This is a genomic window from Bacteroidia bacterium, assembly GCA_033391075.1.
Taxonomy (GTDB): Bacteria; Bacteroidota; Bacteroidia; order J057; family J057; genus JAWPMV01.
In genome coordinates, this window is sequence record JAWPMV010000001.1 from 476,210 (window position 1) to 501,584 (window position 25,375).

General features: G+C 43.9%; 17 protein-coding genes. 8 read left to right on the plus strand and 9 right to left on the minus strand.

Annotation, left to right across the window (positions count from 1 at the left end; genetic code table 11):
* The first annotated feature begins 309 nt into the window (after positions 1–309).
* From R8P61_01845 to R8P61_01855, 3 genes are all read left to right on the plus strand, one after another.
* A complete protein-coding gene (locus tag R8P61_01845; protein ID MDW3645788.1) occupies positions 310–2,058 on the plus strand; it encodes an OmpA family protein in 1,749 nt (582 codons plus the stop codon).
* Positions 2,059–2,154: 96 nt separating this feature from the next.
* Complete coding sequence (locus R8P61_01850) at positions 2,155–3,072, plus strand: diacylglycerol kinase family protein (protein ID MDW3645789.1); 918 nt, start codon at positions 2,155–2,157, stop codon at positions 3,070–3,072.
* Positions 3,073–3,286: 214 nt separating this feature from the next.
* Positions 3,287–3,919 carry a DUF2911 domain-containing protein gene (locus R8P61_01855; protein ID MDW3645790.1) on the plus strand — a complete coding sequence of 211 codons (633 nt, stop codon included), beginning with the start codon at positions 3,287–3,289 and terminating at the stop codon, positions 3,917–3,919.
* A 94-nt stretch (positions 3,920–4,013) separates the two neighbouring features.
* On the opposite strand, the gene R8P61_01860 is transcribed toward R8P61_01855, so the two are convergent.
* Complete coding sequence (locus R8P61_01860; protein MDW3645791.1) at positions 4,014–6,059, minus strand: TonB-dependent receptor; 2,046 nt, start codon at positions 6,057–6,059, stop codon at positions 4,014–4,016.
* 171 nt (positions 6,060–6,230) lie between these two features.
* The gene (dinB, locus tag R8P61_01865) at positions 6,231–7,367 is read right to left on the minus strand and encodes a DNA polymerase IV (GenBank protein MDW3645792.1); all 1,137 of its coding nucleotides are present in this window, start codon (positions 7,365–7,367) and stop codon (positions 6,231–6,233) included.
* A 271-nt stretch (positions 7,368–7,638) separates the two neighbouring features.
* Between dinB and dnaE the strand changes: the two genes are divergently transcribed.
* On the plus strand, positions 7,639–10,602 hold the full coding sequence (dnaE, locus tag R8P61_01870) for a DNA polymerase III subunit alpha (protein ID MDW3645793.1): 2,964 nt from the start codon (positions 7,639–7,641) through the stop codon (positions 10,600–10,602).
* A gap of 4 nt (positions 10,603–10,606) precedes the next feature.
* Here dnaE and R8P61_01875 read toward each other — a convergent pair whose 3' ends face one another.
* The 7 genes from R8P61_01875 to R8P61_01905 all read right to left on the minus strand — a co-directional run bounded on the left by R8P61_01875 (position 10,607) and on the right by R8P61_01905 (position 20,001).
* Positions 10,607–10,972: a helix-turn-helix domain-containing protein gene (locus R8P61_01875; GenBank protein MDW3645794.1), complete on the minus strand. Its 366-nt coding sequence runs from the start codon at positions 10,970–10,972 to the stop codon at positions 10,607–10,609.
* Positions 10,973–10,981: 9 nt separating this feature from the next.
* Positions 10,982–11,278, minus strand: coding sequence for a type II toxin-antitoxin system HigB family toxin (locus R8P61_01880; GenBank protein ID MDW3645795.1), 297 nt, complete (start codon positions 11,276–11,278; stop codon positions 10,982–10,984).
* Between the two features lie 85 nt (positions 11,279–11,363).
* The gene (locus R8P61_01885; protein ID MDW3645796.1) at positions 11,364–11,735 is read right to left on the minus strand and encodes a VOC family protein; all 372 of its coding nucleotides are present in this window, start codon (positions 11,733–11,735) and stop codon (positions 11,364–11,366) included.
* 962 nt (positions 11,736–12,697) lie between these two features.
* Positions 12,698–14,122 (minus strand): alpha/beta fold hydrolase, encoded by a 1,425-nt coding sequence (locus R8P61_01890; protein MDW3645797.1) that lies wholly within the window; start codon positions 14,120–14,122, stop codon positions 12,698–12,700.
* Positions 14,123–14,252: 130 nt separating this feature from the next.
* Positions 14,253–15,254 carry an SPFH domain-containing protein gene (locus R8P61_01895; protein ID MDW3645798.1) on the minus strand — a complete coding sequence of 334 codons (1,002 nt, stop codon included), beginning with the start codon at positions 15,252–15,254 and terminating at the stop codon, positions 14,253–14,255.
* Between the two features lie 144 nt (positions 15,255–15,398).
* Positions 15,399–17,327 (minus strand): DUF3857 domain-containing protein, encoded by a 1,929-nt coding sequence (locus tag R8P61_01900; protein MDW3645799.1) that lies wholly within the window; start codon positions 17,325–17,327, stop codon positions 15,399–15,401.
* Positions 17,328–18,000: 673 nt separating this feature from the next.
* The gene (locus R8P61_01905) at positions 18,001–20,001 is read right to left on the minus strand and encodes a DUF3857 domain-containing protein (protein MDW3645800.1); all 2,001 of its coding nucleotides are present in this window, start codon (positions 19,999–20,001) and stop codon (positions 18,001–18,003) included.
* Positions 20,002–20,380: 379 nt separating this feature from the next.
* Between R8P61_01905 and R8P61_01910 the strand changes: the two genes are divergently transcribed.
* The 4 genes from R8P61_01910 to R8P61_01925 all read left to right on the plus strand — a co-directional run bounded on the left by R8P61_01910 (position 20,381) and on the right by R8P61_01925 (position 25,305).
* Complete coding sequence (locus R8P61_01910) at positions 20,381–22,753, plus strand: hypothetical protein (protein ID MDW3645801.1); 2,373 nt, start codon at positions 20,381–20,383, stop codon at positions 22,751–22,753.
* Positions 22,754–22,933: 180 nt separating this feature from the next.
* Complete coding sequence (locus R8P61_01915) at positions 22,934–24,034, plus strand: VWA domain-containing protein (GenBank protein ID MDW3645802.1); 1,101 nt, start codon at positions 22,934–22,936, stop codon at positions 24,032–24,034.
* Positions 24,035–24,147: 113 nt separating this feature from the next.
* Positions 24,148–24,714 (plus strand): hypothetical protein, encoded by a 567-nt coding sequence (locus R8P61_01920; protein MDW3645803.1) that lies wholly within the window; start codon positions 24,148–24,150, stop codon positions 24,712–24,714.
* A 42-nt stretch (positions 24,715–24,756) separates the two neighbouring features.
* Positions 24,757–25,305: a hypothetical protein gene (locus R8P61_01925; protein MDW3645804.1), complete on the plus strand. Its 549-nt coding sequence runs from the start codon at positions 24,757–24,759 to the stop codon at positions 25,303–25,305.
* Positions 25,306–25,375: the final 70 nt, after the last annotated feature.

A 25,375-nucleotide genomic window follows, 5' to 3' on the forward strand; every position in this document is an offset into this window, starting at 1 on the left:
CCCAATTATGAGCTTGAAAGCATGGGGCTTTAGTTCCTTATTTAGAGCTCGAAACTATTGATTGGGCTGAAATATGTATAGGGAGCTTAATAATGGGATCAAGAAAATAGATACTTGATTGTATTATTACGTGCGGTGAATGAAATCAGAAGCGGCTAATGAAAACCCTAAACCCATTGATGCCTATTGAAAATATCTCACTTATTATAGAATGTGAAGCATAAGGTTTCACGCGTTCTCCTAAATTCAACCTTGTTCCAAAATTTTTCTTGAAATCAGAAACAATTCAAATTAACCGGAAGGAAGTATATGAAAAAACTAAGACATCTACTGTTGTTGATGTTCCTCTGCTCTACCATGACTGGCGTATCGCTAGCTCAGGATGATGATAAGTATAATAATGTTCGTAAGAGCGATTATGATCAGAAGGACCAATACGACGATGGTGACTACCTTTTCCCCCCCGAGCCCAAAAACAATTGGTCTATCGGTATTAAAGGAGGATTGGCGTATGTTGCTGGAGATGTAAAAGCTCAGCCAGGTGCTGGTTTTGCTCTCGACGTTCGTAAAGCATTGGGCCACGTATTTTCACTTCGCCTGCAAGGCGGTATAGGTCAGACCGAAGGTTTGAACTATCAACGCACCACTGGATACAGAAACCATGTAAACAACCCATGGAATGATGTATACTATTCAGGAGGAGTAAACCAACTTGATAACTCTACTGTTCCACCCGAAGTTTATTACAACTATCAGATGAGATATGGTGACCTGGCGCTACAAGCTGTGGTTAACCTGAACAATATCAACTTCTACAAGGAGCAGGCTCAGTGGAACGTATACGCAGCTGCTGGTGTAGGTCTTATGGCCTACAATACAAAAGTAGATGCTGGTAGAGGAGCAAATGTTGATCCTTATGACTTTAGTTCTATACCGGGTCTTACCGGAAGTAATTCTATCTTCAATATTGGAGGAAGAAGAGATGTAGTAAATGCCTTGAAAGGCGTATTGGATGGTGAGTTTGAATCTCCAGGGGAAGGCCATATTGATGAGACTGCTATCCAGATTGGTGGAGACAACTATGTTGTTAACCCTGTATTGACAGTTGCAGCTGGTCTGCGCTATCGCTTAGGAAGAAGAGTAGAACTTGAACTCGAGCACAGAATCGCCTGGTCCAATGATGACCTTTTAGATGGTCAGCGTTGGCAGGAAGTAGGCGGAGTATTGACTCCTCTGACTCGTGATTTCGATAGTTATAACCACACGACCCTCGGTATTCACTTCCGTTTGGGTAAAGGAGAAGAATCTCTATGGTGGAGCAATCCACTCACAGAAGTATATAGTAGTGCACAGGAAGCTCGTGAGATCGTTAAGCGTCTTACCGACGATAGCGACAACGATGGTGTACCCGATCTGTATGACAAAGAGCCAGATACTCCGATCGATAGCCCTGTTGATGGACAAGGAAGGACCCTCGACAGCGACCAGGACGGATATCCAGACAACGAAGATGACGAGCCTTTCACTCCTAAAGGATGTGATGTGGACGGAAACGGAGTTGCGCTTGATGCAGATAATGACGGTGTGCCCGACTGCTTTGATAAAGAGCCAAACTCACCTCCCGGCATGTACTATGATGCCAAAGGTGTAGCTATCCAAATGCCGGATGTATCTACAGGTGTTGCTGACGTACCTTGTCTGCTGCCTATCATCCACTTTGATTTGGATAAAGACGCGATCAAGCCAGAATTCTACCCAGAGCTTTATTATATCGCTCAGGTGATGAAAAACGATCCTTCTTTGAGAGTACGTGCTACTGGACACGCAGATGTTCGTAACACAGATGCTTACAATGAAGATCTCTCTATGCGTCGCGTAAATAACGCTGTGGACTTTATCGTAAACTCTTATGGAGTTGATCGTAGCCGCTTCGTTACAAGCTACCAGGGTGAGCAACAAAACCTTATTCAAAACCTACCTGCGAATCACTCAAACCGTAAATTGGAGCCTCTCCACTACGTAAATCGCCGGGTTGAATTTGAATGTGTAAGAGAATAGAGAATAGACCTCAGTTTATTCGCTACAAAACAGGCAATCTCCTTCCGGATTGCCTGTTTTTTTGTTTCAAATTTTTTGCCCCTTATCTTTCTGTAGATGTTATTAGCCGAGCATACTCTTTTCCTGATCAATCCTGGATCAGGAAAGCGCAATGACGCCGATCAGGTAGAAGATCTAATTAAAGAGATTTATCAAAAGGCAGAAAAGGGGGTGAAAACTTTGCGTATCGACTTTAGTCGATTGGACGACCAGCTGGAAGAGGCTATTGCCTCTGGCGTAAAAAATATCTATGCCGTAGGAGGAGATGGTACTGTAAACGCCATTGGCTCCCGTCTGATAGGAAAATCGGTCAATTTTGGCATCATCCCCAATGGCTCCGGCAATGGTTATGCTCGCAATCTGGGCTATTCTATCAAAACCCGACTGGCCATCCAACAATCCCTCAACTCCTGGGCCATTAAGGTAGATACCGGCCTGTTCAATGGTCGGATTTTTCTCAATGTGGCTGGAATTGGACTTGATGGAGAGGTCGCCCGGATTTTTGATGAAGGGGGACAGCGAGGATTTCGTCCCTATGTAAAAAGTTCTGCTGAAGGCTTGCGATCTTTTCAGGCAGAAGATGTCAAAATGATTCTGGATGCTGAGGAATTTGAATTTTCCGAGCTCTATGGGATCGCAATTGCCAATGGCAAACAATGGGGCTATGATGCCAAGGTTTCTCCTCAGTCCAGTATCACAGATGGCTTACTGGATATCCTGGTCGTAAAGAAGTTTCCTTTACTGAAAGCTGGCCTGGTTGTCCGCCGCCTTTTCAATGGTAAATTCGAACGATCTAAATATGTAGAAGTCTTTCAGGGAAAGAATTTGAAAATTATTCGACAGCAAGGAGGTAGTGCCCAAATCGATGGAGAACCCTTTGAAAGCCTGGCTGAAATTGAGGTGAGCGTTCAGGAAAAATCCCTCAATGTACTGCTCCCCGGCACCTTGACCGAACAAAAAGTACAAAGCCTCTAATTTTTTCTCCTCTGCATTGACGTTAGGCTCTCCGATTTTTGGCTCCACATTTTTTAAAAAGGTGGAAATCTCTTTTAAATCATACTTCTTCATTTTGTCGGAAAACCTGGGATCTGTATGTCCCTAAATCCTCTTTTTGAGGATTCTTGAGTATATTTGTTAGGTCAATAAGTATTAAAGAAGGAGATGTTTCTTTAATCATAATCCAAATTTTATGAAACTATTATCACACTTACTTGTCTCATTACTCGTCCTGAGTCTATGGGCTTGCTCTGGAACCAAAACTGAATCAAGCCAGGAGACGGCTGAAGCTGATGAAGCTCCTAAAACAGAAGAGCCTGCAGCAGCAGCTTCAGAGGAAAATATGTCTAGTGACCTTTATTCTCTGAAAGTCCTGAAAGGAGATATTCCCAGCCCGATGAAAGAACTTACTGCCAATTTTGGAGATGCAGAGGTTAAAATCGTCTATGGTAGCCCTTCCGTTAAAGGTCGTGAGCTATATGGCGGACTGGTTCCTTATGGAGATGTTTGGCGTACCGGTGCCAATGAAGCCACTACTTTTGAAACTTCTACAGATGTGGAAGTGGGAGGAAAATCACTTCCTGCTGGAAAATATGGTTTTTTTACCATCCCCGGCGAAAATGAGTGGACCCTGGTATTCAACTCTGTTAGTGAACAGTGGGGAGCTTATGACTATGACGCTTCCAAAGATGTATTACGGGTAACTGCTTCTCCTTCTGCCAGTGACGATATGTCCGAAACCATGGAGTTTCTGCGTACAGATGAAAATACCTTAGCCTATCACTGGGGTAATTTGATGGTTCCTTTTGCGGTTGCTGCTAAATAGGGAGGTGTTATAGTGTTGTGGTGTTATAGGGCGTAGTTAGTTGAAAGATCAGAACTACCAAACTATAACACTACAACACCCTCTTAAACTTCTCTTACTCCACTCTCGCACGTATCCCAGCAAAGACATGCGCGCCTGCGCCGGCTTCATAAAACCTGCCACCAAAAGCATTGATTCGTACATTGCCGGGATATAGCTTATCAAAAATATTGTTTACCCCAAAGAAAGGTTCGATTTCTCCCCAGGAGCTTTTGAAGGTCCAGGCAACTCTCGCATTCAGGAGGGAATAAGGATCAAGTTTTACACTATTTCTGTCATTGGTGTAAATGGAACCTACTGTCTGCAGCCAGCTTTTTGCGTAAAAACCAGAGGGATGCTGATAGCTTAGGGCAATATATCCGGTTTGTGCCGGAATGCCGGGGAGTTTATTCTCGTCAAAAATATCCTCATTTACCTGATAATCTCGGTAGCTAAATTCATTTAGGCTGACACTGGCCATGGCATTCAGGCCTTTTGTCAATTCTGCCTGTAAAAATACTTCTGCTCCCAGCCTGTTTGAGCTTCCTGCATTGCGAAAGAATTCCCGATCCGGAAAAGCAGGTAGTTCAAAAGGAACCAATTCGTCAAATACCCGGATATAGTAGAGAGATAAGGAATATTGAATTTTTGATTCGCTTCCTTTAATCCCAATTTCAATATTCCTGGCTTTTTGGGGAGCTAAATCCGGATTGAATCCACCGCCTCCGTCCGGATTGGCAGAGAGCTCACTCAGGGTAGGTGTTTCAAAGCTGCTGGAGACATTGGCGAAAAGGGATATGTGCTGATTGGGGGCGTACAAAATCCCGAACATGGGATTGAATTGTTGGAAATCCAGTTTACCCGAATCATCTCCATTGCCCAGAAAGCGATCTTCAGCCTCCAGATTGAGAGCATCGAATCGCAAACTCAGGTTTAGATTGAACTGAGGACTGAGATAGAGTTCCTGATAAACATAGGCACCGAAACTGAAAAAACTTTCCAATTGGTCAAAGGTCAAATCGCCAATTTCCCCCTCATTATTAAAGAAGCGTGTCCGATCATCTGCCTGATAGTCCAGATCGGCTCCCGTTTGAAGTCTGTACGCTTTTTCACCCAGACTTCCGGTATAGGTATAAGCAATACCTCCGCCTGTATAAGTCCTGTCTATACTTACCGCTCCTCCAAATCCAAATGGCAGGCGGTTGTCAAAATCTCTGCTCAAATGATAAGCTCTGATATTGAGCCGCTGATTATCGCTGATCCCCTTTTGGAAATTCAAGGCGATTCGCCCTTGCTCTACACTTTCGCCCCCATCAAAATCGACATTACGTTGACGGGCATCTCGAGGATTATCAGTGAAAGCTGTCGAATCTACACCTCCCGGATCATTTGCCAGGGGACTATTTACATAATTGGCGAAAAGGGTCAGAGAGGTCAGGGAATCCCATTCATATCGAAAGCGACCATTCAGAAGGGTGCTTTCCATCTCGCTATGACTTCTATAGCCATCAGTTTGCGTATGACTTCCATAGATCAGGCCGCTGAATTTTCCATACCGAAATCCTGCTTTCGCCTGATACTTCTGAAAATTATAGGAACCTGCTGAAATACGTGCCTCTACAAAGGGCTTTTTTACATCTTCTGTTTGTAGGAGAATGACGCCTCCTGCTGCATTTCCATATATACCGGCTGCTGGTCCGCGTAGGATTTGCATATTCTGGATCAGGCCCATGTCCACATTATCTACTTGCGCCTGTCCATCAGGGGTAGATTCCGGAATACCATCAACAAGGAGTTTCACTCCTCTGATCCCAAAAGCAGCTCTTGCACCAAATCCTCGTATCGAAACCCGTAAATCCTGCGCAAAATTATCTGCATTCAACGCAAAAAGTCCGGGTACGGCCACCAAAGATTCATTGATGCTCAATTGTTGATTTCCTTGCTGAATCGCCTGCTGGTCGATCCTACTCACCGAAAAGGGAGTTCTTTGATCCGGGGTATTGATACGCAAAGCATTGATCTCGATCGTAGGGAGGCTTTTTGCTTTGGTCGTATCTGATTGACCCAAAGAAAACTGGAAGGCCAGGCTGAAAATGACTGCCAATAGAAAGTAGCGATTCATAGGTAAAGATGTATTATCCGTTTGCCGGACGAAATTAGGGGTTTATTTGGAGGGGGGCAAAAGTCGAAGACTTTTTAGGGTATTAGTGTGTTAGGGCGCGAGAGTTAGCGGATAAATGTTTTTCTCCTCCAACCCAAACACACTAACACCCTCACACGCTAATACATGAATTTACATCCCACTCGCTCGTACCACACAATCGCTCCCATAACGATCTTTCAGCGTATCCAATGCCTGATATAAGTCAACCTGTCTCGGGATCGACTCAAACAGCCGAATCTGGGGCTTGCCCGGAACGAGGTGGCTAAATTTTATCCCGACCAGGCGCAATCGTACTCGTCGTTGATATAGGGTGTCAAAAAGACTCAGGGCTTTTTCGATCAGGACTTCATCCGAAGCACAATAGGGGATTTTTGCCTGTCTGCTTACGGTATCAAAATCTGTATAACGGATCTTGACCGTTACGCAAGCCGTGAGTCGATCGGATTGGCGAAGTTTAAATGCCAATTTCTCGGTCATGGAAGTGAGCAAAGCCTTGAGTTTATGGATATCCATGGTGTCCTCAGCAAAAGTGCGTTCGCTGGACATGGATTTTTGCTCCGAATGCTGCACTACGGGTGCATCGTCTTCTCCTCGAGCCCTTCGGTAGAGCATGGTCCCATGTTTCCCAAATGCACACTCCAGCAATTCTCGAGGAATGCCGCGCAAAGTCTTGACCTTTTTTACGCCCATATAAGCCAGATCCAAAGACATCTGCTTTCCGATCAGGGGAATCTTCCGTACGGGCATAGGTCCCAGGAAATTCTGTACCTCCTGATCCTTGACTTCCCGCGCTCCATTGGGTTTTGCTTCTCCTGTGGCCACTTTGGAAACCATCTTATTGACCGAAACCCCGAGCGAAATGGGAAGTCCTGTTTCCCGGATCACGCGCTGCCGTAGGTTTTTGGCCCATTTCGTTCCTCCGAAAAAACGCTCCATACCCGTCATATCGATGTAAAACTCATCGATGGAAGCTTTTTCGTAAATGGGCGACTCCTCTTTGATGATTTCAGTGATCCCCTGCGAATACTGCGTATAGGCATCAAAGTCTCCCTTCATCACGACTCCATGCGGACACAATCTCCGCGCCAGCCGCATCGGCATGCCCGACTGCACCCCAAATTGTCGCGCTTCATAACTACAGGAAGAAACCACTCCTCTCCCTCCAGTACCGCCAACCATGATCGGTCTGTCATTGAGTCGACTGTCTTTCAGCCGCTCGACGGATACAAAGAAGGTATCCAGGTCCATATGTGCAATGGTTCTCATAAACGTTGAAAACGTATAAGGATTTTTGAACGTGTTGGCGTGTTGTTGTGCGGGAGTTGGGGAGGGTAGATGAATGTGTTTTTGGGTAGTATTTGGGTGTTCTTGGGTTCAAGTATTCTCGTAAAGAGCTTCTCTCCAGAACACGAGAACACCTCTTCCATTATTCCATTCCTTGGCTATTAAAATTAGATAAATACCCAATAAAAATAGCAATTTAATTCTTATTGTGCTAAATTTATTATCAAATACTAAGAAAACCTAAGATTGAACTGTGTATCTTAATTGTCACACGCGTTTCAGTCTGCGATACGGAGTACTCTCTGTAGCAGAACTGGTCGAACTTGCTGCTCTTTACGGAATCCCTGCCCTGGCATTAACAGATATACACAATACTTCCGCGGCCTACGACTTTGTGCGTATGTGCCGAGAAAAAGGAATACATCCCGTATTGGGGATGGAGTTTAGAAATGGTGATGACTTGCTTTATGTAGCATTGGCGAAAAACCTGAAAGGCTTTCAGGAAATCAATACTTATTATTCCAAACATGCCCATAAGAAACAGCCCTTTCCGGAGATTGCTCCCTTGTGGTCGGAGGTCTATGTGATCTATCCCTGGCGAAAGCGAGAACGGACCAGTTTGAGTGAACATGAATTTCTGGGAGTACATCCGAGGGAGATTCGACAGGTTTTACGTTCTCGCTACCATCATCGACAGGATAAATTGCTGGTGCATCAACCCCTGACTTTCGTGGATAAACGAGGACATAATATTCATCGACTTCTGCGTTCGGTGGATCACAACATCCTGCTCAGCAAGCTAATGAACCGTATGCAGGCAGGAGAAGGAGAGGCTTTTGTTCCGCCCAATGAACTGCGGGAGATCTATTCCTCTTACCCCAAAATCCTCTACAATACCGAAAAGCTGCTCGAAAACTGCAGTTTCCCTTTCATTTTTGAACAGCCTCGTACCCGACAGACCTTTACCGGAGCTAAGTATGACGATATGATTCTGTTGGAGAAGTTGGCGAAAGAAGGATTGGCGAAACGCTATGGCCCCAATCATGCCGAAGCGCTCAGGCGTATGGAACGAGAACTTGAGATCGTCGAACAGCTGGACTTCAATGCCTATTTTCTCATTACCTGGGACATGGTGCGCTATGGACAGTCGAGAGGATTTTTCCATGTAGGGCGGGGGAGTGGCGCCAATAGTATTACGGCTTATTGTCTGGGGATTACGGATGTGGACCCTATTGAATTGGATCTATACTTCGAACGTTTCCTCAATCCTAAACGAACTTCTCCTCCGGATTTTGATATTGATTTTTCCTGGACGGATCGGGACGATGTGATTGATTATATGATGAAGCGATACCGTTATAGCCATACTTCTTTGTTGGCCACCTACAATCGCTATAAGAATAAGGGAAGTATCCGTGAGTTGGGGAAAGTTTTTGGGTTGCCCAAAGAAGAAATCGATCTACTGGTCGCCAAAAGAGATCAACCTGATCCGGGCCTGAGTAAATTGTCCCGGCAGGTTTTGCACTACTCCAAACTCATTTCCGGTTTCCCCAATCACCTAAGCATACATGCCGGAGGAATTTTGATCTCGGATGATCCCATTCATGCCTTTACTGCTACCGATCTTCCTCCCAAAGGCTTCCCCATTACGCATTTTGATATGTATGTGGCAGAGGAAATCGGCCTGCATAAGTTTGATGTATTGAGTCAACGGGGACTGGGGCATATTCGATCTTGTGTGGAAATTGTAGAGGAAAATCAGGGGAAATCCATCGATGTTCATGCGGTCAATCGATTTAAACAGGATGAGGATGTGAAGGAAATTTTGCGGAAAGGGCAAACGGTCGGTTGTTTTTATGTGGAGTCGCCAGCCATGCGGGGACTTTTGAGCAAACTTCGTTGTGATGATTACCTCACCCTGGTAGCTGCCAGTTCGATCATCCGTCCGGGAGTAGCTCGGTCCGGCATGATGCAAGCCTATATCCGTCGCCACAATGGTGAGTCTTTCCAATACCCTCACTTCCGCCTCCGTGAATTGCTGCACGATACCTATGGCATCATGGTTTATCAGGAGGATGTAATCAAAGTAGTCAATGGATTTGCGGGTTTGAGTTTGTCGGAAGCGGATATGTTGAGACGGGCGATGTCAGGAAAGTCTAGAGAGAAAGGAGAATTTGGCGTAGTCAAAGAGCGCTTTTTAACTGCCTGTCGGGAGAAGGGATACGATGAAGCCATCAGTCAGGAAATCTGGCGGCAAATTGAGAGCTTTGCAGGCTATTCATTTTCCAAGGCTCACTCTGCCAGTTTCGCCGTCGAAAGCTTTCAAAGCCTCTACCTCAAAGCCCATTATCCCCTCGAATTCATGACGGCTGTGGTCAACAATTTTGGTGGCTTTTATGATACGGAAATCTATTTGCATGAGGCACATATGTTGGGGGCAAAGATTCATGCCCCCTGTGTGAATACCAGTACCTGGGAGACCCGGATCATTGGCAAGGATATTTATCTGGGCTTCATTCACCTCAAGGACATGGATCGAAAGATTGCCCAGGCCATCGAGCCGGAGCGGGGATTTCGAGGCAAATTTGAGGATATGGCTGACTTTGTAAGGCGCATTCCTTTGAGTGTGGAGCAGTTGACCATTCTGATTCGGATTGGCGCTTTTCGTTTTACCGGCAAAAGTAAACCCCAGCTTTTATGGGAAATGCGTTTGCACCTCAAACAGAAAGCTGGCAATAAGCAGGCGGAAGTACTCTTTCTCCCGAAACAACATGATTTTGATTTGCCCGACCTGAAAAGTACGCCCCTGGAAGATGCCTATGATGAAATGGAGCTGCTGGGTTATCCGATCTGTTCGCCTTTTGATCTGCTCAAACCTTTGCCCCCCAATGCCCAGCACATTTTATACAAAGACTTCCCTAAGTATGTCGGTCGCGTCGTGCGGGTCCTGGGCTACCTTATTTGTACCAAAACGACCGCTACTATTAAGGGGGATCGTATGCAGTTTGCCAACTTCTTTGACATCAAAGGAGAAATGTTTGACGTAACCCGTTTCCCGAATGTGGTGCATAAATATCCCTTTGTTGGGCGAGGGATTTACCTGATTACGGGAAAAGTGGTGGACGAATTTGGCCACTTTTCGATCGAGATGACGGAAATGCGAAAATGGTTGTATCTGCCTGATCCGAGGCAGGAAGATGAGCGAGTGGGGGTGTAGAATTCTAAGACTTTAGAATCAATTCTGCATCAATATTTAATTTGGTATATAAAGCCTTTGCGAGGTCAAAAGTCAGTTTCCGCTTCCCACGGAGGATTTCACTAATACGAGAAGGAGTCGTGCCCAGCATTTCTGCAACATCTTTTTGTTTTAGCTTTCGCTGGTACATGCGGAGTTCAATCATCTCTGTCAGGGTATTAGGCTTAAAAGAATAATTGAGTTCTTCGTATTCTGCAACCATATCAGATAGTTCATCCAGTTCCTGATATTCTTTGGATTGAGGATCAGTATCATTGCCAACGATCTTCAGCAGGTCTTCCATTCTGGCAAGGCCCTTTTCATAACTGACTTTATCCGTAATTTTCTTCATTTCTCTTCTTTAAACTGTGCTGGCATCTTTCAATTTATCATACGCTGCATGAGTCCCAATAAATCTTATATAAACCTTTTGGGAAGCAAAAATGATAATGGCTATTAGCCGAAAGTTATTTCCCCCAATATTGAAAACAAACCGACTGTTCCCAACATAATCAACCGAGTTAAAATCTCGCTTAATATCTGCTAACGTTTTCCAACTAGCCTTTTTGGTGACTTCATACCAAAGCAATAAGGGAATTTTAGCCTGTGCATGTCTATCAGAGTATTCCTTGAGAACTCTTGGGGTAACAACTCTCATACAAAAGTATATACCTCAAAAATAGAATAAAGTTCTATTAAATGGAATTTTGTTCTATTTAATTTGGTTCCGCTTCGGACACTACCTACACATGCTGATCAATCAAAATTACATTTCCATCCGGATCAACAATTGAAAAACTCGCAGGCCCAGTGCTACTTTCATCTACTTCTTTCCCCGGAGCAATTCCTTTGCTTTTTAGCTCTTTTTGAATCTCACGGATATCGTCATAGCTCTCCAATGCCTGAGCACTTTGGTCCCAGCCCGGATTGAAAGTGAGGATGTTGTTTTCAAACATACCCTGGAACAAACCGATGACGGTATCCTCATTTTTCATGATGAGGTAATTTCGCTCGATATCGCCGGCATATACCTGGAAGCCCAGAGACTCATAAAAAGCTTTGGATTTGTGGATGTCTTTTACGCTAAGGCTGACCGAAAATGCTCCTAATTTCATGTTTTTATTTATTGTATTGACTTTTTTAAAAGTCGCAAATAGGTACACGATAAGCAAAGTATATTTTATACGGTTCTTCAGGAACCCCTCCGCGCTAGCAAACCTCCCCTTATTCGACGAATAATGGGAGGTGCTCATTCCAGCTCCATTTACACTGCCGCGTCATTGCGAGGTCAGAATTTGGCCGAAGCAATCTCCTTGGCTCGAATAATCTTTTTAGGTCAAGGGGATTGCTTCTCCTTTGTCAAAGCCTCGCAATGACAGTTTGTTTGGAGTGTTGATGCTATACGTAAATTTAATTCTCCAATTGCCGCATGCGTGTGGTTTCCCTGGACCCCTCCGCACCAGCCAAGCTCCCCTTATCCGCGGAAAAATGGGAGGGGCGCATTCCAGATCCATTTATACAGCCGTGTCATTGCGAGGTCAAAATTTGGCCGAAGCAATCTCCTTGGCTCGAATACTCTTTTTTAGGTCAAGGGGATTGCTTCTCCTTTGTCAAAGCCTCGCAATGACAGTTTGTTTGGAGTGTTGATGCTATACGTAAATTTAATTCTCCAATTGCCGCATGCGTGTGGTTTCCCTGGACCCCTCCGCTCCAGCCAAGCTCCCCTTATCCGCGGAAAAATGGAAGGGGCGCATTCCAGATCCATTTATACAGCCGTGTCATTGCGAGGTCAAAATTTGGCCGAAGCAATCTCCTTGGCTCGAATACTCTTTTTTAGATCAAGGGGATTGCTTCGCCTTTGTCAAAGGCTCGCAATGACAGTTTGTTTGGAGTGTTAATGCTATGGGTAAATTTAATTTCCCAATTGCCTTATGCGCGTGGTTTCCCTTATTCTGCGCAAAAAGGGAAAGGGGGCTTTGCGGGGAAGGGTTTACAACACTTAGCCGTACGCGGCTCGTTTCCTGAAACTCTGTACTCTCAGATTCAAAAACCCGAGACTATGAAAACCTCTTATTACCTACTCAAAAGGCACAGGCTCCAATTCTATCTTCCGATCACTCACATCTTCGCCTGCAAAGAAATCCACGACCAATTGCTGCAATTCTTCTGATAGCATAAAGAGATTGTGTCCGGCATGATCCAGAATGACATGATGACCATTTTTGAAGTTTTTGGCGATTTCTTTTGCCGCAGATACGTAGGTCCGTCCGTCCAGCATGCCACTCACGAGTAAGGCTTTTACCTTATTCTTTTTCTGTACGCGAAATTCATCCGGCAGCATGGGAAAGACGTCTGCATTCATCCAGTCATACATGATAAAACTCAGTGCGGGGCCATAGGTAGTAGTCTCTCGCTCGGCTTTGATTTGGGCATTCCTTTCGGCACTCATCCCGCTACTCATGTCCATGGCAAAGGCCATAGGATTCATACGACTGAGGGCAAATTGCTTGATCTGAAGCATACGAGGAGCGATGCTGCTATAATCACCTTCATACATCTCGGAATAGATGCGTGCATACTTTTTGATGTCCCAGGGATCACGGAGATACATATTAGCCATGAGTACCTGTAGTTCAAAATTGTTGAAACCAACCGTCTGGCTTTTGCCACGTTTGTCTTCGAATGTGAGTATAACAGGCTCCTGTTTTAATTTGTCATGAACATAGTTGATCTTTTCTCTCAGGTTTGGATACTTGGGTTCGAAGCCATAATTGTCTTTCGCCCGTTCGCAGAGCATATTGATAAAGGCTTCGGTATTGGAAGGAAGTTTGATGGTATGGTCAGGACCTTCCATACTCGCAATGACCGCCCGATCAATATTTTCCTCAAACAATCGGATGTACTCAAAACTCAAATGTGAACCATAACTGATGCCCCAAATGGAAATTTTGTCCTCTCCCAGGGCCTTTCTCAGATCATCAATGTCATGGGCATTTTCGGTGGTGTTATAGGCTTCGAGCTTAGCTCCGGCATCTTTGCAGGCGGTCTTCATGGCCTCTATATTGTCCAGAGAGATTTTTACATAGGTTTCTCTATCCATAGGCTTGCTTGCATCCAGAGGCGTCATAGAAACAAAGCTGGGCAAGGAATTGGACCAACCGGTACCTCTTTGGTCGTAGGCAATCACATCGGCGACTTCCCGCAATTTCATAAATAAGTCGAAGCGGGCACTTCTAGCCGTTTGAATTCCAGAGCCTCCGGGGCCTCCCGCCAGGTAGACGATGGGTGAGCCCGGATTGGGATTGGTGCTTTTGAATCGGATGAAAGAGATTTTTATCTCGCGAGAATCGGGATTTGATCTATCCTCAGGAACCATAAAGGTTCCCAATTCTGCCTGAACCGTGTCTTTGCTTCGGGAAACAAATTCGTAGTCCCTGATTTTAAGGTCCTGAGCCGTCATAAGTGTGGGGAGTAAGAGGAAGAAAAAAGTAAAAGCGCGCATGTACAGCTATTAGGTGTTGAATGAAAGAAGTAATTCTAAAGATGGGATAAGATGGGAAGAGTTGGAAAAAACGTATATAAAAAGAGCCCACCTCAATGGCAGGCCCTTGACATTCCCTATATGTACCGTATCAATTCTTTTTCTCTGCGGCGACTTGAGCAGGTGATTGCATACGCATGAGTTCTCCGAAAATATTTCCATCTACATTGGAAGGAAGAACAGCAATCTGAACTTTAGAGGCGAGTTCTTTATTGACCATATAAGAGGCATAGGTCGGATTCTCAGCACAAATTTTGGCGATTTGCAACTCCTTATCGATCCCCACCTGATCAAAGGCTTTTTGCTTTTCTACTTCGATCATCTCCAATTCTCTTTTGTGTTCGGCTTCTGCCTTTTTCAGGGCACGTACTTTTTTTACATCTGCTTCGGCCAGTAATTCTGCTTTTCGGGCTTCTGCATAGGATTGCTTTTCTGTGACCTGTCTTTGCGTTTCTGCTTTGGCGAGTTCTGTCTTACGACGAATCTCTTCTGTGTTTGCCTGAATCTTTTGGAGTTTGCCTTCCATACGGGCGCGCTCTATGGCAATTTCTCCATCGGCAGTGGCTTTTTTGCGATTGGCTTCTGCTGCGGCCAACTCGACTTCATTTCTTTGGCGAATAGCTTCCAGTTCGCGTTCTTTCATGCCGGAAGCTTCGAGGGCAGTTGTATAGGTTTTGGGGAAATAAATCTCGGGGATGATGACTTCTTCTATGGATACTCCGGCTTCTCCCAATTCATTTTGGAAAGCTTCTTTTATATCCAGGATAAACTTTTGCCTCCAGGGGCCAAAAACGGAATCAACAGAAGTATAAGGATTGGCTACCTTATTAGCGAGTTCGCGACTACGAGGAGCCAGGATCAGGGTATCAAAGGAAGTGGGATGCGCAAATTGTGTGTGAAAGGCGACCACATCATCAATGCGCCAACGAATAGAGATATCGAGATCGAGGGGAACTCCATCGCCTAGTCGGACAGATTTTAAGCTGGACTGGAAGAGTTGGTCGCGGAGTTCAAGATTGGTGTTTTCTGTTTGTTGGCAAGCGGAAGCAAAGAGCCATACTAGCAAGATCGAAAGCAAAATTTTTGTGTGCATGATATTGAGGTTAATAGGTTACAAATGATTGACTCAAATCACGCAATCTTCTCGCCTATATATATAGGACTTTGATCAAGTGCGATGCTTTACACAAGAACTGTCCTACTTGATCGAGAATGTGCAGGGATGGCTCTTAGCTTTTTAGGATTTCTTTTTTACCAATACGAGGGGCTTTGTTTCCCGATTGATCATTTTTTGATAAAACTCTCTAAGCGCAGGATAATCCTCGGGAAAAATGTAAGGAGCTTTGATCAGCAAGCGACTTTGAACAGAAATCATCTCACCAATCTGATTTGTCTGGAGGTTATAGGTTAAAGATCGTCCCGATAATGCCAATTGAAAGGGTTTGGGCGCCTGAACCAATTCATAATCTTTCGGAATCTTAAAATTGATCAGTATGTTGAAATCCCGAGTATATTCCATATCGACAGGGAGTCGCCTTTCTCCTGCTTCAAAGGGCATGGAGCTGGAAAAACAGAGTAAGGGGGAGAGGAAGATCGTATCTTTTTTGCGCTCGATATATTTATCTGCCTCCAATTGTTGAGTATAATAGATAGCCAAAGGAAGACTCGGCTCGGCAACACTTTCATATTTTGGCTCAGGGACTTTGCCCTGGCTGGTAGGGCGAAAAGGACTCCCCTTATGAAGGACTGCATTTTTATTTTCCTTTAGCAAATTTCTTCTGTTAAGTGCAGCATAACCACTGTGTGATTCCTTTACCTCAATATCCACATACTGATCTGATATATCTGCCTGAATCATCCACAAGCTTGCAGACTTTGCTCGATTCTGTAGATTGATAAGGTGGGTGGTAGTATCCTTAAGCAAAAGGGCCCGTGCAGTCATAACATCTGTGGGAGGGAGGTCATAGGTTGCCGATTTCTGTGTGGCATCCAAATAAAAGGCATTGCCATCTGCTTCAACCCGACAGATAAGATGATTATACTGATTGAAAAGCGGAGCTTGTGAGGCTGGCCCATTACTTTTGGTACTGACGAAAACCTGCTCCGGCTTGAGCTCTGCCATATCCAGCATATAGAAAAGCAACATATTTATTTCTGCTCCATTGCCTGTTCTGGATTTATAGACTTTGGCAGGATCCTTCTGGACCCATAGTTCATATTTATCGTTCCATTTGACTTGTTCACGAACATGATCATGAACTCTGGCAATTTTTTCTTCTTTTGTAATGGCATCCTTTACCAGATCCTGACTGATAGCATACAAGGCATTTAAGGCTTTTTGATCCGGATCCAGATAGGTGCTGTATTGAAGACGCTCCCGCAATTGTTTCCATTTTTGCTGCTGGTTTGTATTGCCGATGAGTGCCTGGGTGATAAAAAATCGAATTCCTGCACGGTATTGATTGGGATTTCCGGAAAAGGCTTCCTTGGGAAGGGCAGATACATATTTTGCTCTCCAAATTCCTCTTCTTCCGGGAGAAACTTCCGCTCCTATGGGAACAGATTTATAGATATAGGGATCAAAACCGCGCGTCTGGACCTCACTCCAGCGCGTAGGAATCTCTGATTGAAAATACCAGGCTTTGAGTTCGTCGAATGCTTCTGCGACCAAACTGTATCTAAACTCTATGATAGAACCTACTTTAACATCCGGAAAACTAAAACTGCGAATAATATCTCCTCCATCCAGAGAATCGGGAGGAAGTGATTTTAGATCTAATTTACTGGGAATTGCTTTCATTTTGCCAAAGTCCCAATTGAGGGTTTGGGCGCGAAATCCTCCCAGTTTTTCGCCTTGCTGATATCTTATTACCTGCTTGGCGTACTTGAGCCCTTCTTCTTTGAGGATTTTGATACGAGTATGCCTGAAAAGCCGGACTCTGCCTTTCTCCCAGTTTTCTGGTGTCCAGGTACCGTGGTCCCAGAGAATAACTGCCGACGCAGAAGGATCTAGTTTGTAGACCTCCATCGACATGTCCTCGGGAGGAACAATGCCCCATTTTGTTTCGGTTTTGGGAGGTACGGGCAGGTTCTGCCCAAATAAAGAGTTATCAACTATTGCAAATAGTATCCATAATCCCGCTACAGCTTTCAGGTAGTAGTTCATATCTTAAAAATACGATATCAGCAGCTTTTTTCCATACAGACATGAAGTCCTGGCCTTTTGTTGAAGAAATTTAGTTTTCTTTCCACCTTTTTTAATAAAGGTGGGCCAAAAATCGCAGAGCCCAGAACCAGCCCCACATGCCGCCCCTTTTCCCGATGGGCTCTGCAGGGCCCACCCGCCTAAGTAGATTTCTATTCGAAATAGCCTGACTCCAACACTCTAACACCCAAAAACTCCAACACGTCTTTTGATGGAGCCAAAAATCGCAGAGCCCAGATCCACCCCACTTGCCGCCCCTTTTCCTGATGGGCTCTGCAGGGCCATCGCTCTTGGGTGGTGGGAACTTGCAGGTCCAACTAATTTGAAGACTTCCTTCATTTGCGCGCCAGGGCTTTGCTGCTGCATTGGGTGAGGGGGCTGTACTGCGTGTTGGCTTGGATTGCAGCAGCTTGATTTTTGCGATGCCTGTCCTGAATAATTTATGAAGGATTCATCTAAGGAAAAGAAGAAGGATAACTAAAAGCACTGAACTAAAAGCTATCTGTAGCTGTTGCCCCTTTTTCCGATGGACTCTGCAGGGCCATCGCTCTTAGGTAGTGGATTGGCTAAGGCAAGTATTCCACCAACCCAAAGACCCTAGTACGCAAACACGCTAACACGCCTAAAAGGCTCTCTACTTCTTTTTCTTTTTCACACGTTTCAGAATGATCTTTTCTTTATGCTTGGCGATCATGGTATCAAATACCTGTTTTAGGTAGGGATAAGCCTCTTTCTCGTAATAAGGTTCCTGAATCAGGAAATCACAGCGAATCTGGATTTTGTTTCCCGTTTCCTCTGTCAGATAAGTAATGCTGGCCATATCATTGGTCAGTTTTACCTGAACCTGCTCAGGCATACTTTCGACCTGATAACCTTCGGGAATTTTGATCTCAGCGATGTATATACTATTGGTGGGATAATTGAAGTCAATGGGATGTTCGCGACTTTCTTGTGGAAAGGGATTTTTCTCATACGCAAACATAAGGAGAGGAGAAATATAGAGGTTGTCACCGATCTCCTGAACGAACTCATCACTTTCAAAGGAATACTCAAGTTCCAGTAATTCATCTGGCTCTTTGAGATTGCTTACCTTAAAATCCTCGAAATCTATATCCGGGAATATCTCATTGTAGGTCTCTTCATAAATCTCCTCAGGACTCTTGGCTTCCTCTTCTTCATAGACTTGAAAGCTTTTTCGAAGGTCCAGGGCCGAGTATCCACGATAATTTTCTGTTACCTGGATATTCATAGAGCCTTGAGGATCAATTTCGGAGCTTGTTTTTATGTAGCTGATAGATGAATAAAGATTGGGAATCTGAATCCAGCCGTCTCGTTTAGGATTGATCAAACGCCCGTACTGATTGAGGTCATTGGCATCCAGAAGATCATAGGGCCTCATTTTATCCGTAGCATCTAAAAAGAAGAGCTCTTTACCAACCTGAGCCGCACAGATCATATGATTAAATTGACTCATACGTGGGATATCATAGGTATAGGGTTCTGAATCCCGCGTACTAATCAGAACGACATCGCTGAAAATCCCAACATAGTTCAGGAGGTCAGACAAAAAGGCATTGATCTCAGCGCTGCTTCCAGATCGAGTCAATAATAGAGGGGTAGATTTTCTGGAAACCTTGGAAGAGTAGTATCCATTCCATTCGATGCTATCCCGTACATACTCATAAATTTTCTGCATCCACTCCAGGGTATCTTTTGATCCATCAATGATCGGTTCAAAAATACTTTTTGCATAAGGCATCTGATATTTAGGAATACTTCTTACCCTAGGATGTATATCCCTGGCAAGCTCTTTCCAGGATTCATAAAGACTGGGCCTGATCTTCACAAAGGTTCGCCCATAATCGGTATTTACCGCTATGGTTCGTTTGAAATCCTTGAGGTCAAATTTAACTCCAAGTCGGTAGTGGTCCATATTTCCTACGAAAGACTCTACTTTTAAACTCGGGACATCTTTTCTGAGCCAATGATATCGCCCTCTTTTCCCTTCCTTGGACTGTTCTCCTAAAATGTAGTAATCAATATTTCGAGCACAGTCCAAATAGAGCTCACTATGAAGGGTTGGAATCTCTTGCTGAAAATACCAGGGCTCCAGGGTAAATACATTGGGCGTGGTCTTTTTATAAGAATATTCAATGATAGAACCCACTTTTGCTTTGGGAAAGGTAAAGCGTATTTCTGTTATGGCTCCATTTAAATCATTCTCAAAAATTTGAGATTTCTCAAGACTTGTGATCTCAAGTCCATCCTCAAGATTGATCGTTTGGGCGTAAATCTCTGTTAGGCGCTCAGTATCATCTCCAGATATAAAAGGGATGCTTACATCCGCTCGATCCAGGCCATTTTCATTGAGGATTTTGATTCGAATATGTCGATGAAAGACAGCTTTGAAACCAATGCCATTCTTTCCATTTGTTTTCTTGACTTCCCATTCCCCATAATCAAACAATATCAAGGCAGAAGCATTAGGCTCTGCTTCATACTTTGTTAAGTTGCGCTCTTTCTCTGATAATTCTCCCCAAATAAAAGGAGAACCTTTAGGACTTTGAGAAAAGCCTTTTAAAGAAAAGAGCATGAGAATTGAGGAAACAAGAAAATAGTGTTTGAAGGTGTGCATGCTGTGTTAATGAAGGAGAACTGAAATGCTTGAGCTTTCAGTCTCGTTGGTGTGTCAATTAGATAAGTAAATGCAATGAGTGTTTAATTCTAATAGAAAGGACGCAAAAATATTTTTAAAGTCTAAATACTTTTTTGAAAGCTAATTTATACCATTTGCGAAATTTCTTCGTATCTTATATATGTAGGGCCGTCAGAATCATCCCCTGATTCGCGGTCCAACCCCAAACCAAACCCATGAAGAACCTTGCCGCCTTTGCTGGCAAGGTTTTCTCTTTTCTCAATCCCCTCTTTCTATTTGATCAACCTAACGAAGGATTTTTCGTATTTTAGGTAGTACACACACACAGCACAGCCCACCTTATATTAAACAGGTATTAATGGCAGTTACCCCAAAAACAATAGAGAAGGAAATTGTTCCTGTAGATGATTCGCTACATGCACAATTCGAATCTCAATATAAAATGGAATTTCCTTATGGCTCAGTGCTTAGTTTTAATAAGCTGATTGAGCATTGGAAAAAGCTGGTTGATTCAGATAACCTCAACGAAGTCATTCTGGCGAAAGAGGTGATGAGTCGACTGGAAAAGACATCGGATCTTATTGGAGATATTGACGATCCCACTTTACTTGAAAAACATAAAGATGTAGTGGATTTGATGATCTCTGGTTTATTCCCCTCACTTAGACATGAGGACTATATGGGCATCGTAGCATATCCTTTTGGGTATAGCTATGTGCATAAATCAAAGGCGGTGGAAAAGGTGATGCAGATGAAATTTGCACAGGCCAGTTTTGGTGAGAGTATGGAAGAGATGCACCGGCAAAAAATTATCAATGCCGGGATTTGCATTCTCAACGAACACTATGGGCAGAGCATCGAGAATGATATGGTGATGACCTTTAGCATTACCGATGAGGAGACAGGTCTGGTAACCTATTACAAAGGAAAAGTTGATACCACCTATACAAAAGTCCGCGCAAAAGGTCCCCTCAAAAAATTGAGCGATTCCTTGATCCGGAAATTGACCAATAATGTGGAGGATGTTGATTTATGGTTGAATGCGCTTCCTCCGGACAACTTTGAGTTTGTAGGAGTGGTTCAGGTGAAAATGACAGACATCAGTGAAGAGCAGGCCTTCAATAATTTGAAACTTAGCTTGCTGCAACAAAATGCAGTGGTAGATCCTGAAAAACTCAAACTCATCGAACTTCAGATGAGAAATTACTTGAAATCGCCTCTGCTGAAGTTGGGAATTGCTGGTAAAGGAGTCGGACCGGGGGATACCTTTGGGATCAAAAGCGGTCTTTGGAATAGCCTACTTCCCATGAGGGAGGAATATTTTGAAACTGCCAGCGAGAAGGCGCTCTACAAAAGAGTCATGGGAGAAGGGCAAGTCGCAGTGATCGATGATTTAACAAAGATTCCCAATCCCGCTTTGTATGTTCAGGATTTGATCAAAATAGGGATCAGAGGATTGGTCATTGCTCCTATGCTCGATGAAAGTGGAAATCCAGTAGGTGTTCTCGAACTTGGGAGCCCTACGACTTGTGGATTTCATGCGATCAAAACAGCCCGTGTAAAAGAGATTTTACCGGTCTTCACGGTTGCCCTTCAGCGAGCCATCGAGGAGAAAGGTAATCAGGTAGATGTATTGATCAAACAGAAATACACTTCTATTCACCCTAGTGTAGAGTGGCGATTTGTTCAGGCTGCGAATGAGTTAATCAATCGCAGGTTGTTGAACCCGGATCACGATACGCCGGAGCCCATCAGCTTCAAAGATGTATATCCGCTCTACGGGCAATCAGATATTGTAGGCTCTTCAGGAAAAAGAAACAAAGCCATCCAGGAGGACTTGATAGAAAATCTTGAGCTGCTCCAGAAAACGCTTGGGCCCATCGACATGTGTAAAGGCTTTCCTTTGATCGGTGTTTATCAGTATCGCACGCAAAAATTTATTGACAGCCTGAAAAAGAATGTCAATTCAGGGGATGAGGTTCGGGTGACGGAATTTTTGACGGAAGAAATACAACCCTTGTTGGATAATCTCTCAAAGCAAAGTCCTGAGTTTACCAAGATATGCGAGGAATATAAAGAGCATTTGGATCCGGAAATGCGGGTAGTATACACCCATCGGCGGGCGTACGAAAATAGCGTTACGTTCATCAACCAAACCCTCTCAAGGCTGATCAATAATTATCAAGAAGAGGCACAGCGTATCCTGCCCCACTACTTTGAAATGTACAAGACCGATGGGGTAGAGTACAACCTTTACATGGGAGATTCTCTCTTGTATGAGCAGGAATTTGATGAGAAATACATAGAGAATATTCGCCTCTGGCAATTGATGACGATGATTGCGGTTACCCGTAAGGTGGAGGAAATTCAGGATCAATTAGAGCTTCCCTTACGAACCGCAGAACTGATTCTGGCATTCTCCAATAAAATCGCCATCCGATTCAAAACGGAGGAAAAACAATTTGATGTTGACGGAGCTTATAATGTACGATACGAAGTGATTAAAAAACGGATCGACAAGTCCAAGATTAAAGGTACCAATGAGCGCTTGACACAGGCAGGGAAAATTGCCATTGTATTCACCCAGGAGAAAGAAAGACTCGAATACCTTCAGTTCTTTGAGTACTTGAAAGCTCAGGGAATGATCGAAGACGAGGTTGAGGATCTCCTGATTGACGAATTGCAAGGAGTTTCAGGTTTGAGAGCCTTGCGTGTGAAAGTGATTGTATAAGAGAAACCAAACGCATGTCATTGCGATCCCGATCCTCGGGAGAAGCAATCTCCTTGAGCTAAATAAATTTTTGTAGGTCAAGGGGATTGCTTCGTCCTTAATAAGAACTCGCAATGACAGTTTGTTTGAAGTTTATTAATAAATTTGGCTAAGCAGCAAGCAAAAGCCTAACTTAGATATATGCTAGGATTTAGATTTGGAAAATTTATTCCATCTGAGGAGAACAGCGATCCCTTTGAGCGATTGTTGAAGATCTTTATGGAATTGCTGACCCATACTTCCGGAGATGTGGCTGAGGCCCTCAACTGGATGAACCAATTGGATCGGCAATACGGCCTTACCGACAATGAGTACGGCATGGGGGATTTTATCGAGGACCTCAAGCGCAATGGATATATAGAAGAAGATGAGCCCGGTGGCGGGACCTTTAATATAACTGCCAAATCTGAGCAAACCATCCGTCAAAGATCTCTTGAGGAGATTTTTGGAAAACTGAAACGCTCCGGCAGAGGAAATCATCGTACGCCTCAGGTAGGCTTTGGAGATGAACCCCTGAGTGAACTCAAGCAATTCGAGTTTGGAGATTCAGTAGAAAACATCGCTTTCACCGAATCCTTCCGAAATGCCCAAATTAACCACGGCATAGATGACTTCATGATGACGGAAGACGATCTGGCAGTGCGGGAAAAAGAACACAAAACCAATGTGGCGACTGTACTCATGATCGATATTTCGCATTCGATGATTCTTTATGGAGAAGATCGGATTACACCAGCGAAGAAAGTGGCTATGGCCCTTTCAGAGCTTATCATGCGAAAATACCCCAAAGACACCCTGGACATCATCGTATTCGGAAATGATGCCTGGACGATTAGTGTAAAAGATCTGCCCTACCTAAAAGTAGGACCTTATCACACCAATACAGTCGCAGGACTTGAGTTGGCCATGGATATCCTCAGAAGAAGGAAGACCAGCAATAAGCAGATCTTCATGATTACGGATGGAAAACCGACCTGTATTCGGGAAGGGGCACGTTATTATAAAAATAGCTTTGGGCTGGATCGCAAGATTCTGAACAAAACCCTCAATCTGGCTGCACAGGCAAGAAGATTGAAAATTCCCATCACTACTTTTATGATCGCCAAAGATTCCTGGTTAGTAGAATTCGTACAGGAGTTCACCAAAGTAAACAATGGGAGAGCTTTCTATACGAGTTTGGAAGGATTGGGTGAATACATCTTTGAAGACTTTGAGAAGAACCGTCGCAAGAAAATGCGATAGTTCGATTACTGAAATATTGAGAGGGTCAGCTAAGTGTCTGACCCTCTTGCATTTTCGGTCATTGTAAGAATAGCTTTTTTCCTATAACTTGGAAGCCGATCAATGTTTTCATTATGGCAAATTCCTTCGATCTTCAGTGTCCCAGTTGCGGAGGCTCAAATTCTCCTAATACCAAAAGCTGCCAGTACTGCAATAACTACCTGCCCAATCTGACTGACTGGGAAAGGAGAGAGACTCCTTCAAGTGATGATGATAAGACGAGGGATTATAAATACTTTCACTCGCTCTCTAAGCTATATTATGGATCGCTAATCTTCGGGCTTATCCTGATGTTGGGAACCTATGTCTTCTTTTTCAATTCTCTATCGGAAGACGAATTGGTGGCCTGGTCTCCGGTTTGGTTTCTGTTGACCATATTTGGTGCAGGGGGATTTTATGGAGAAAAGGCCATCCATACCATTTTGGATGGAGAGGCCAAAGACTTTAGTGATGGTTTGATTAAGGCTTCTGAATCCATCGGCATCATTCCCAGAATCTTCATTTTCCTTATCTTTTTGCTACCGGGCCTATTTGGCGTTTATAAATTCCTTTCTTCCCCTGTTCTGATTAGCCTTACAGTTACAGTATTCTGGGCGGCTGCGCTCTATATCTTTTTATTTGGGATTTTTCCGGGATTATGAGACAAAGAAATTCTGTGTATGCTGTAACTCAACACAATTCTTATGATCATGCTAAATGAAGTATTTACAACCGATAAAATCATTGTAGCATTGATAGGGATCGTTGCAGGAATCGCGAGTGCTACCGTTTCTTATCTCTGGCAGGTTCGATTTGAAAAAAAGAAAAAGCTTTTGGAGATCGAGACAGAGCGAAAACATCTTTTTAAGAAAGAAATTGCCGAAGCTGTTCAGATCATGATGGCTATGATTCAGGAAATATCCTGGGTTGCCTGGGAAGTAGGCAAAGGGCATTTGACAATCGATCTTGAGTACCTGGAAAAGTACAATACCAAGGCAAAAGAAAACCTCCATAATATCAGCAAGCATTTGGCATACATTGCCGCGACAGATTTGGCGATATATAAGAGCTTGCGGGAAATTTCCCAAAAGGTGTATGATCAGGATGTCAAACTGGCTAACCGATTGATTGACTTTTTGGAAGGCAAAGTCGAAAAAGAATCCTTTCAGGAAATCAAAGATGAGGTGCTAGGTCTGGAAAAAGAACTCCCCCAAAGTTTTGCAGCGCAATTGACCAAAATTGATGAGGCCTAGGAGTAGCAGGAGGAAAGAATTTAACCTATCTATAAGCGTATCAATTAAATAAGAACTCGAGGCAAGCAAG

Coding starts and splice junctions, on each gene's coding strand:
- R8P61_01855 (MDW3645790.1), top strand. CDS start 3,287: ATGAAACTATTATCACACTTACTTGTCTCATTACTCGTCCTGAGTCTA.
- R8P61_01880 (MDW3645795.1), bottom strand. CDS start 11,278: ATGAGAGTTGTTACCCCAAGAGTTCTCAAGGAATACTCTGATAGACAT.
- R8P61_01850 (MDW3645789.1), top strand. CDS start 2,155: ATGTTATTAGCCGAGCATACTCTTTTCCTGATCAATCCTGGATCAGGA.
- R8P61_01860 (MDW3645791.1), bottom strand. CDS start 6,059: ATGAATCGCTACTTTCTATTGGCAGTCATTTTCAGCCTGGCCTTCCAG.
- R8P61_01905 (MDW3645800.1), bottom strand. CDS start 20,001: ATGCACACCTTCAAACACTATTTTCTTGTTTCCTCAATTCTCATGCTC.
- dinB (MDW3645792.1), bottom strand. CDS start 7,367: ATGAGAACCATTGCACATATGGACCTGGATACCTTCTTTGTATCCGTC.
- R8P61_01920 (MDW3645803.1), top strand. CDS start 24,148: ATGGCAAATTCCTTCGATCTTCAGTGTCCCAGTTGCGGAGGCTCAAAT.
- R8P61_01890 (MDW3645797.1), bottom strand. CDS start 14,122: ATGCGCGCTTTTACTTTTTTCTTCCTCTTACTCCCCACACTTATGACG.
- R8P61_01900 (MDW3645799.1), bottom strand. CDS start 17,327: ATGAACTACTACCTGAAAGCTGTAGCGGGATTATGGATACTATTTGCA.
- R8P61_01845 (MDW3645788.1), top strand. CDS start 310: ATGAAAAAACTAAGACATCTACTGTTGTTGATGTTCCTCTGCTCTACC.
- R8P61_01875 (MDW3645794.1), bottom strand. CDS start 10,972: ATGAAGAAAATTACGGATAAAGTCAGTTATGAAAAGGGCCTTGCCAGA.
- R8P61_01895 (MDW3645798.1), bottom strand. CDS start 15,254: ATGCACACAAAAATTTTGCTTTCGATCTTGCTAGTATGGCTCTTTGCT.
- R8P61_01885 (MDW3645796.1), bottom strand. CDS start 11,735: ATGAAATTAGGAGCATTTTCGGTCAGCCTTAGCGTAAAAGACATCCAC.
- R8P61_01910 (MDW3645801.1), top strand. CDS start 20,381: ATGGCAGTTACCCCAAAAACAATAGAGAAGGAAATTGTTCCTGTAGAT.
- R8P61_01925 (MDW3645804.1), top strand. CDS start 24,757: ATGATCATGCTAAATGAAGTATTTACAACCGATAAAATCATTGTAGCA.
- R8P61_01915 (MDW3645802.1), top strand. CDS start 22,934: ATGCTAGGATTTAGATTTGGAAAATTTATTCCATCTGAGGAGAACAGC.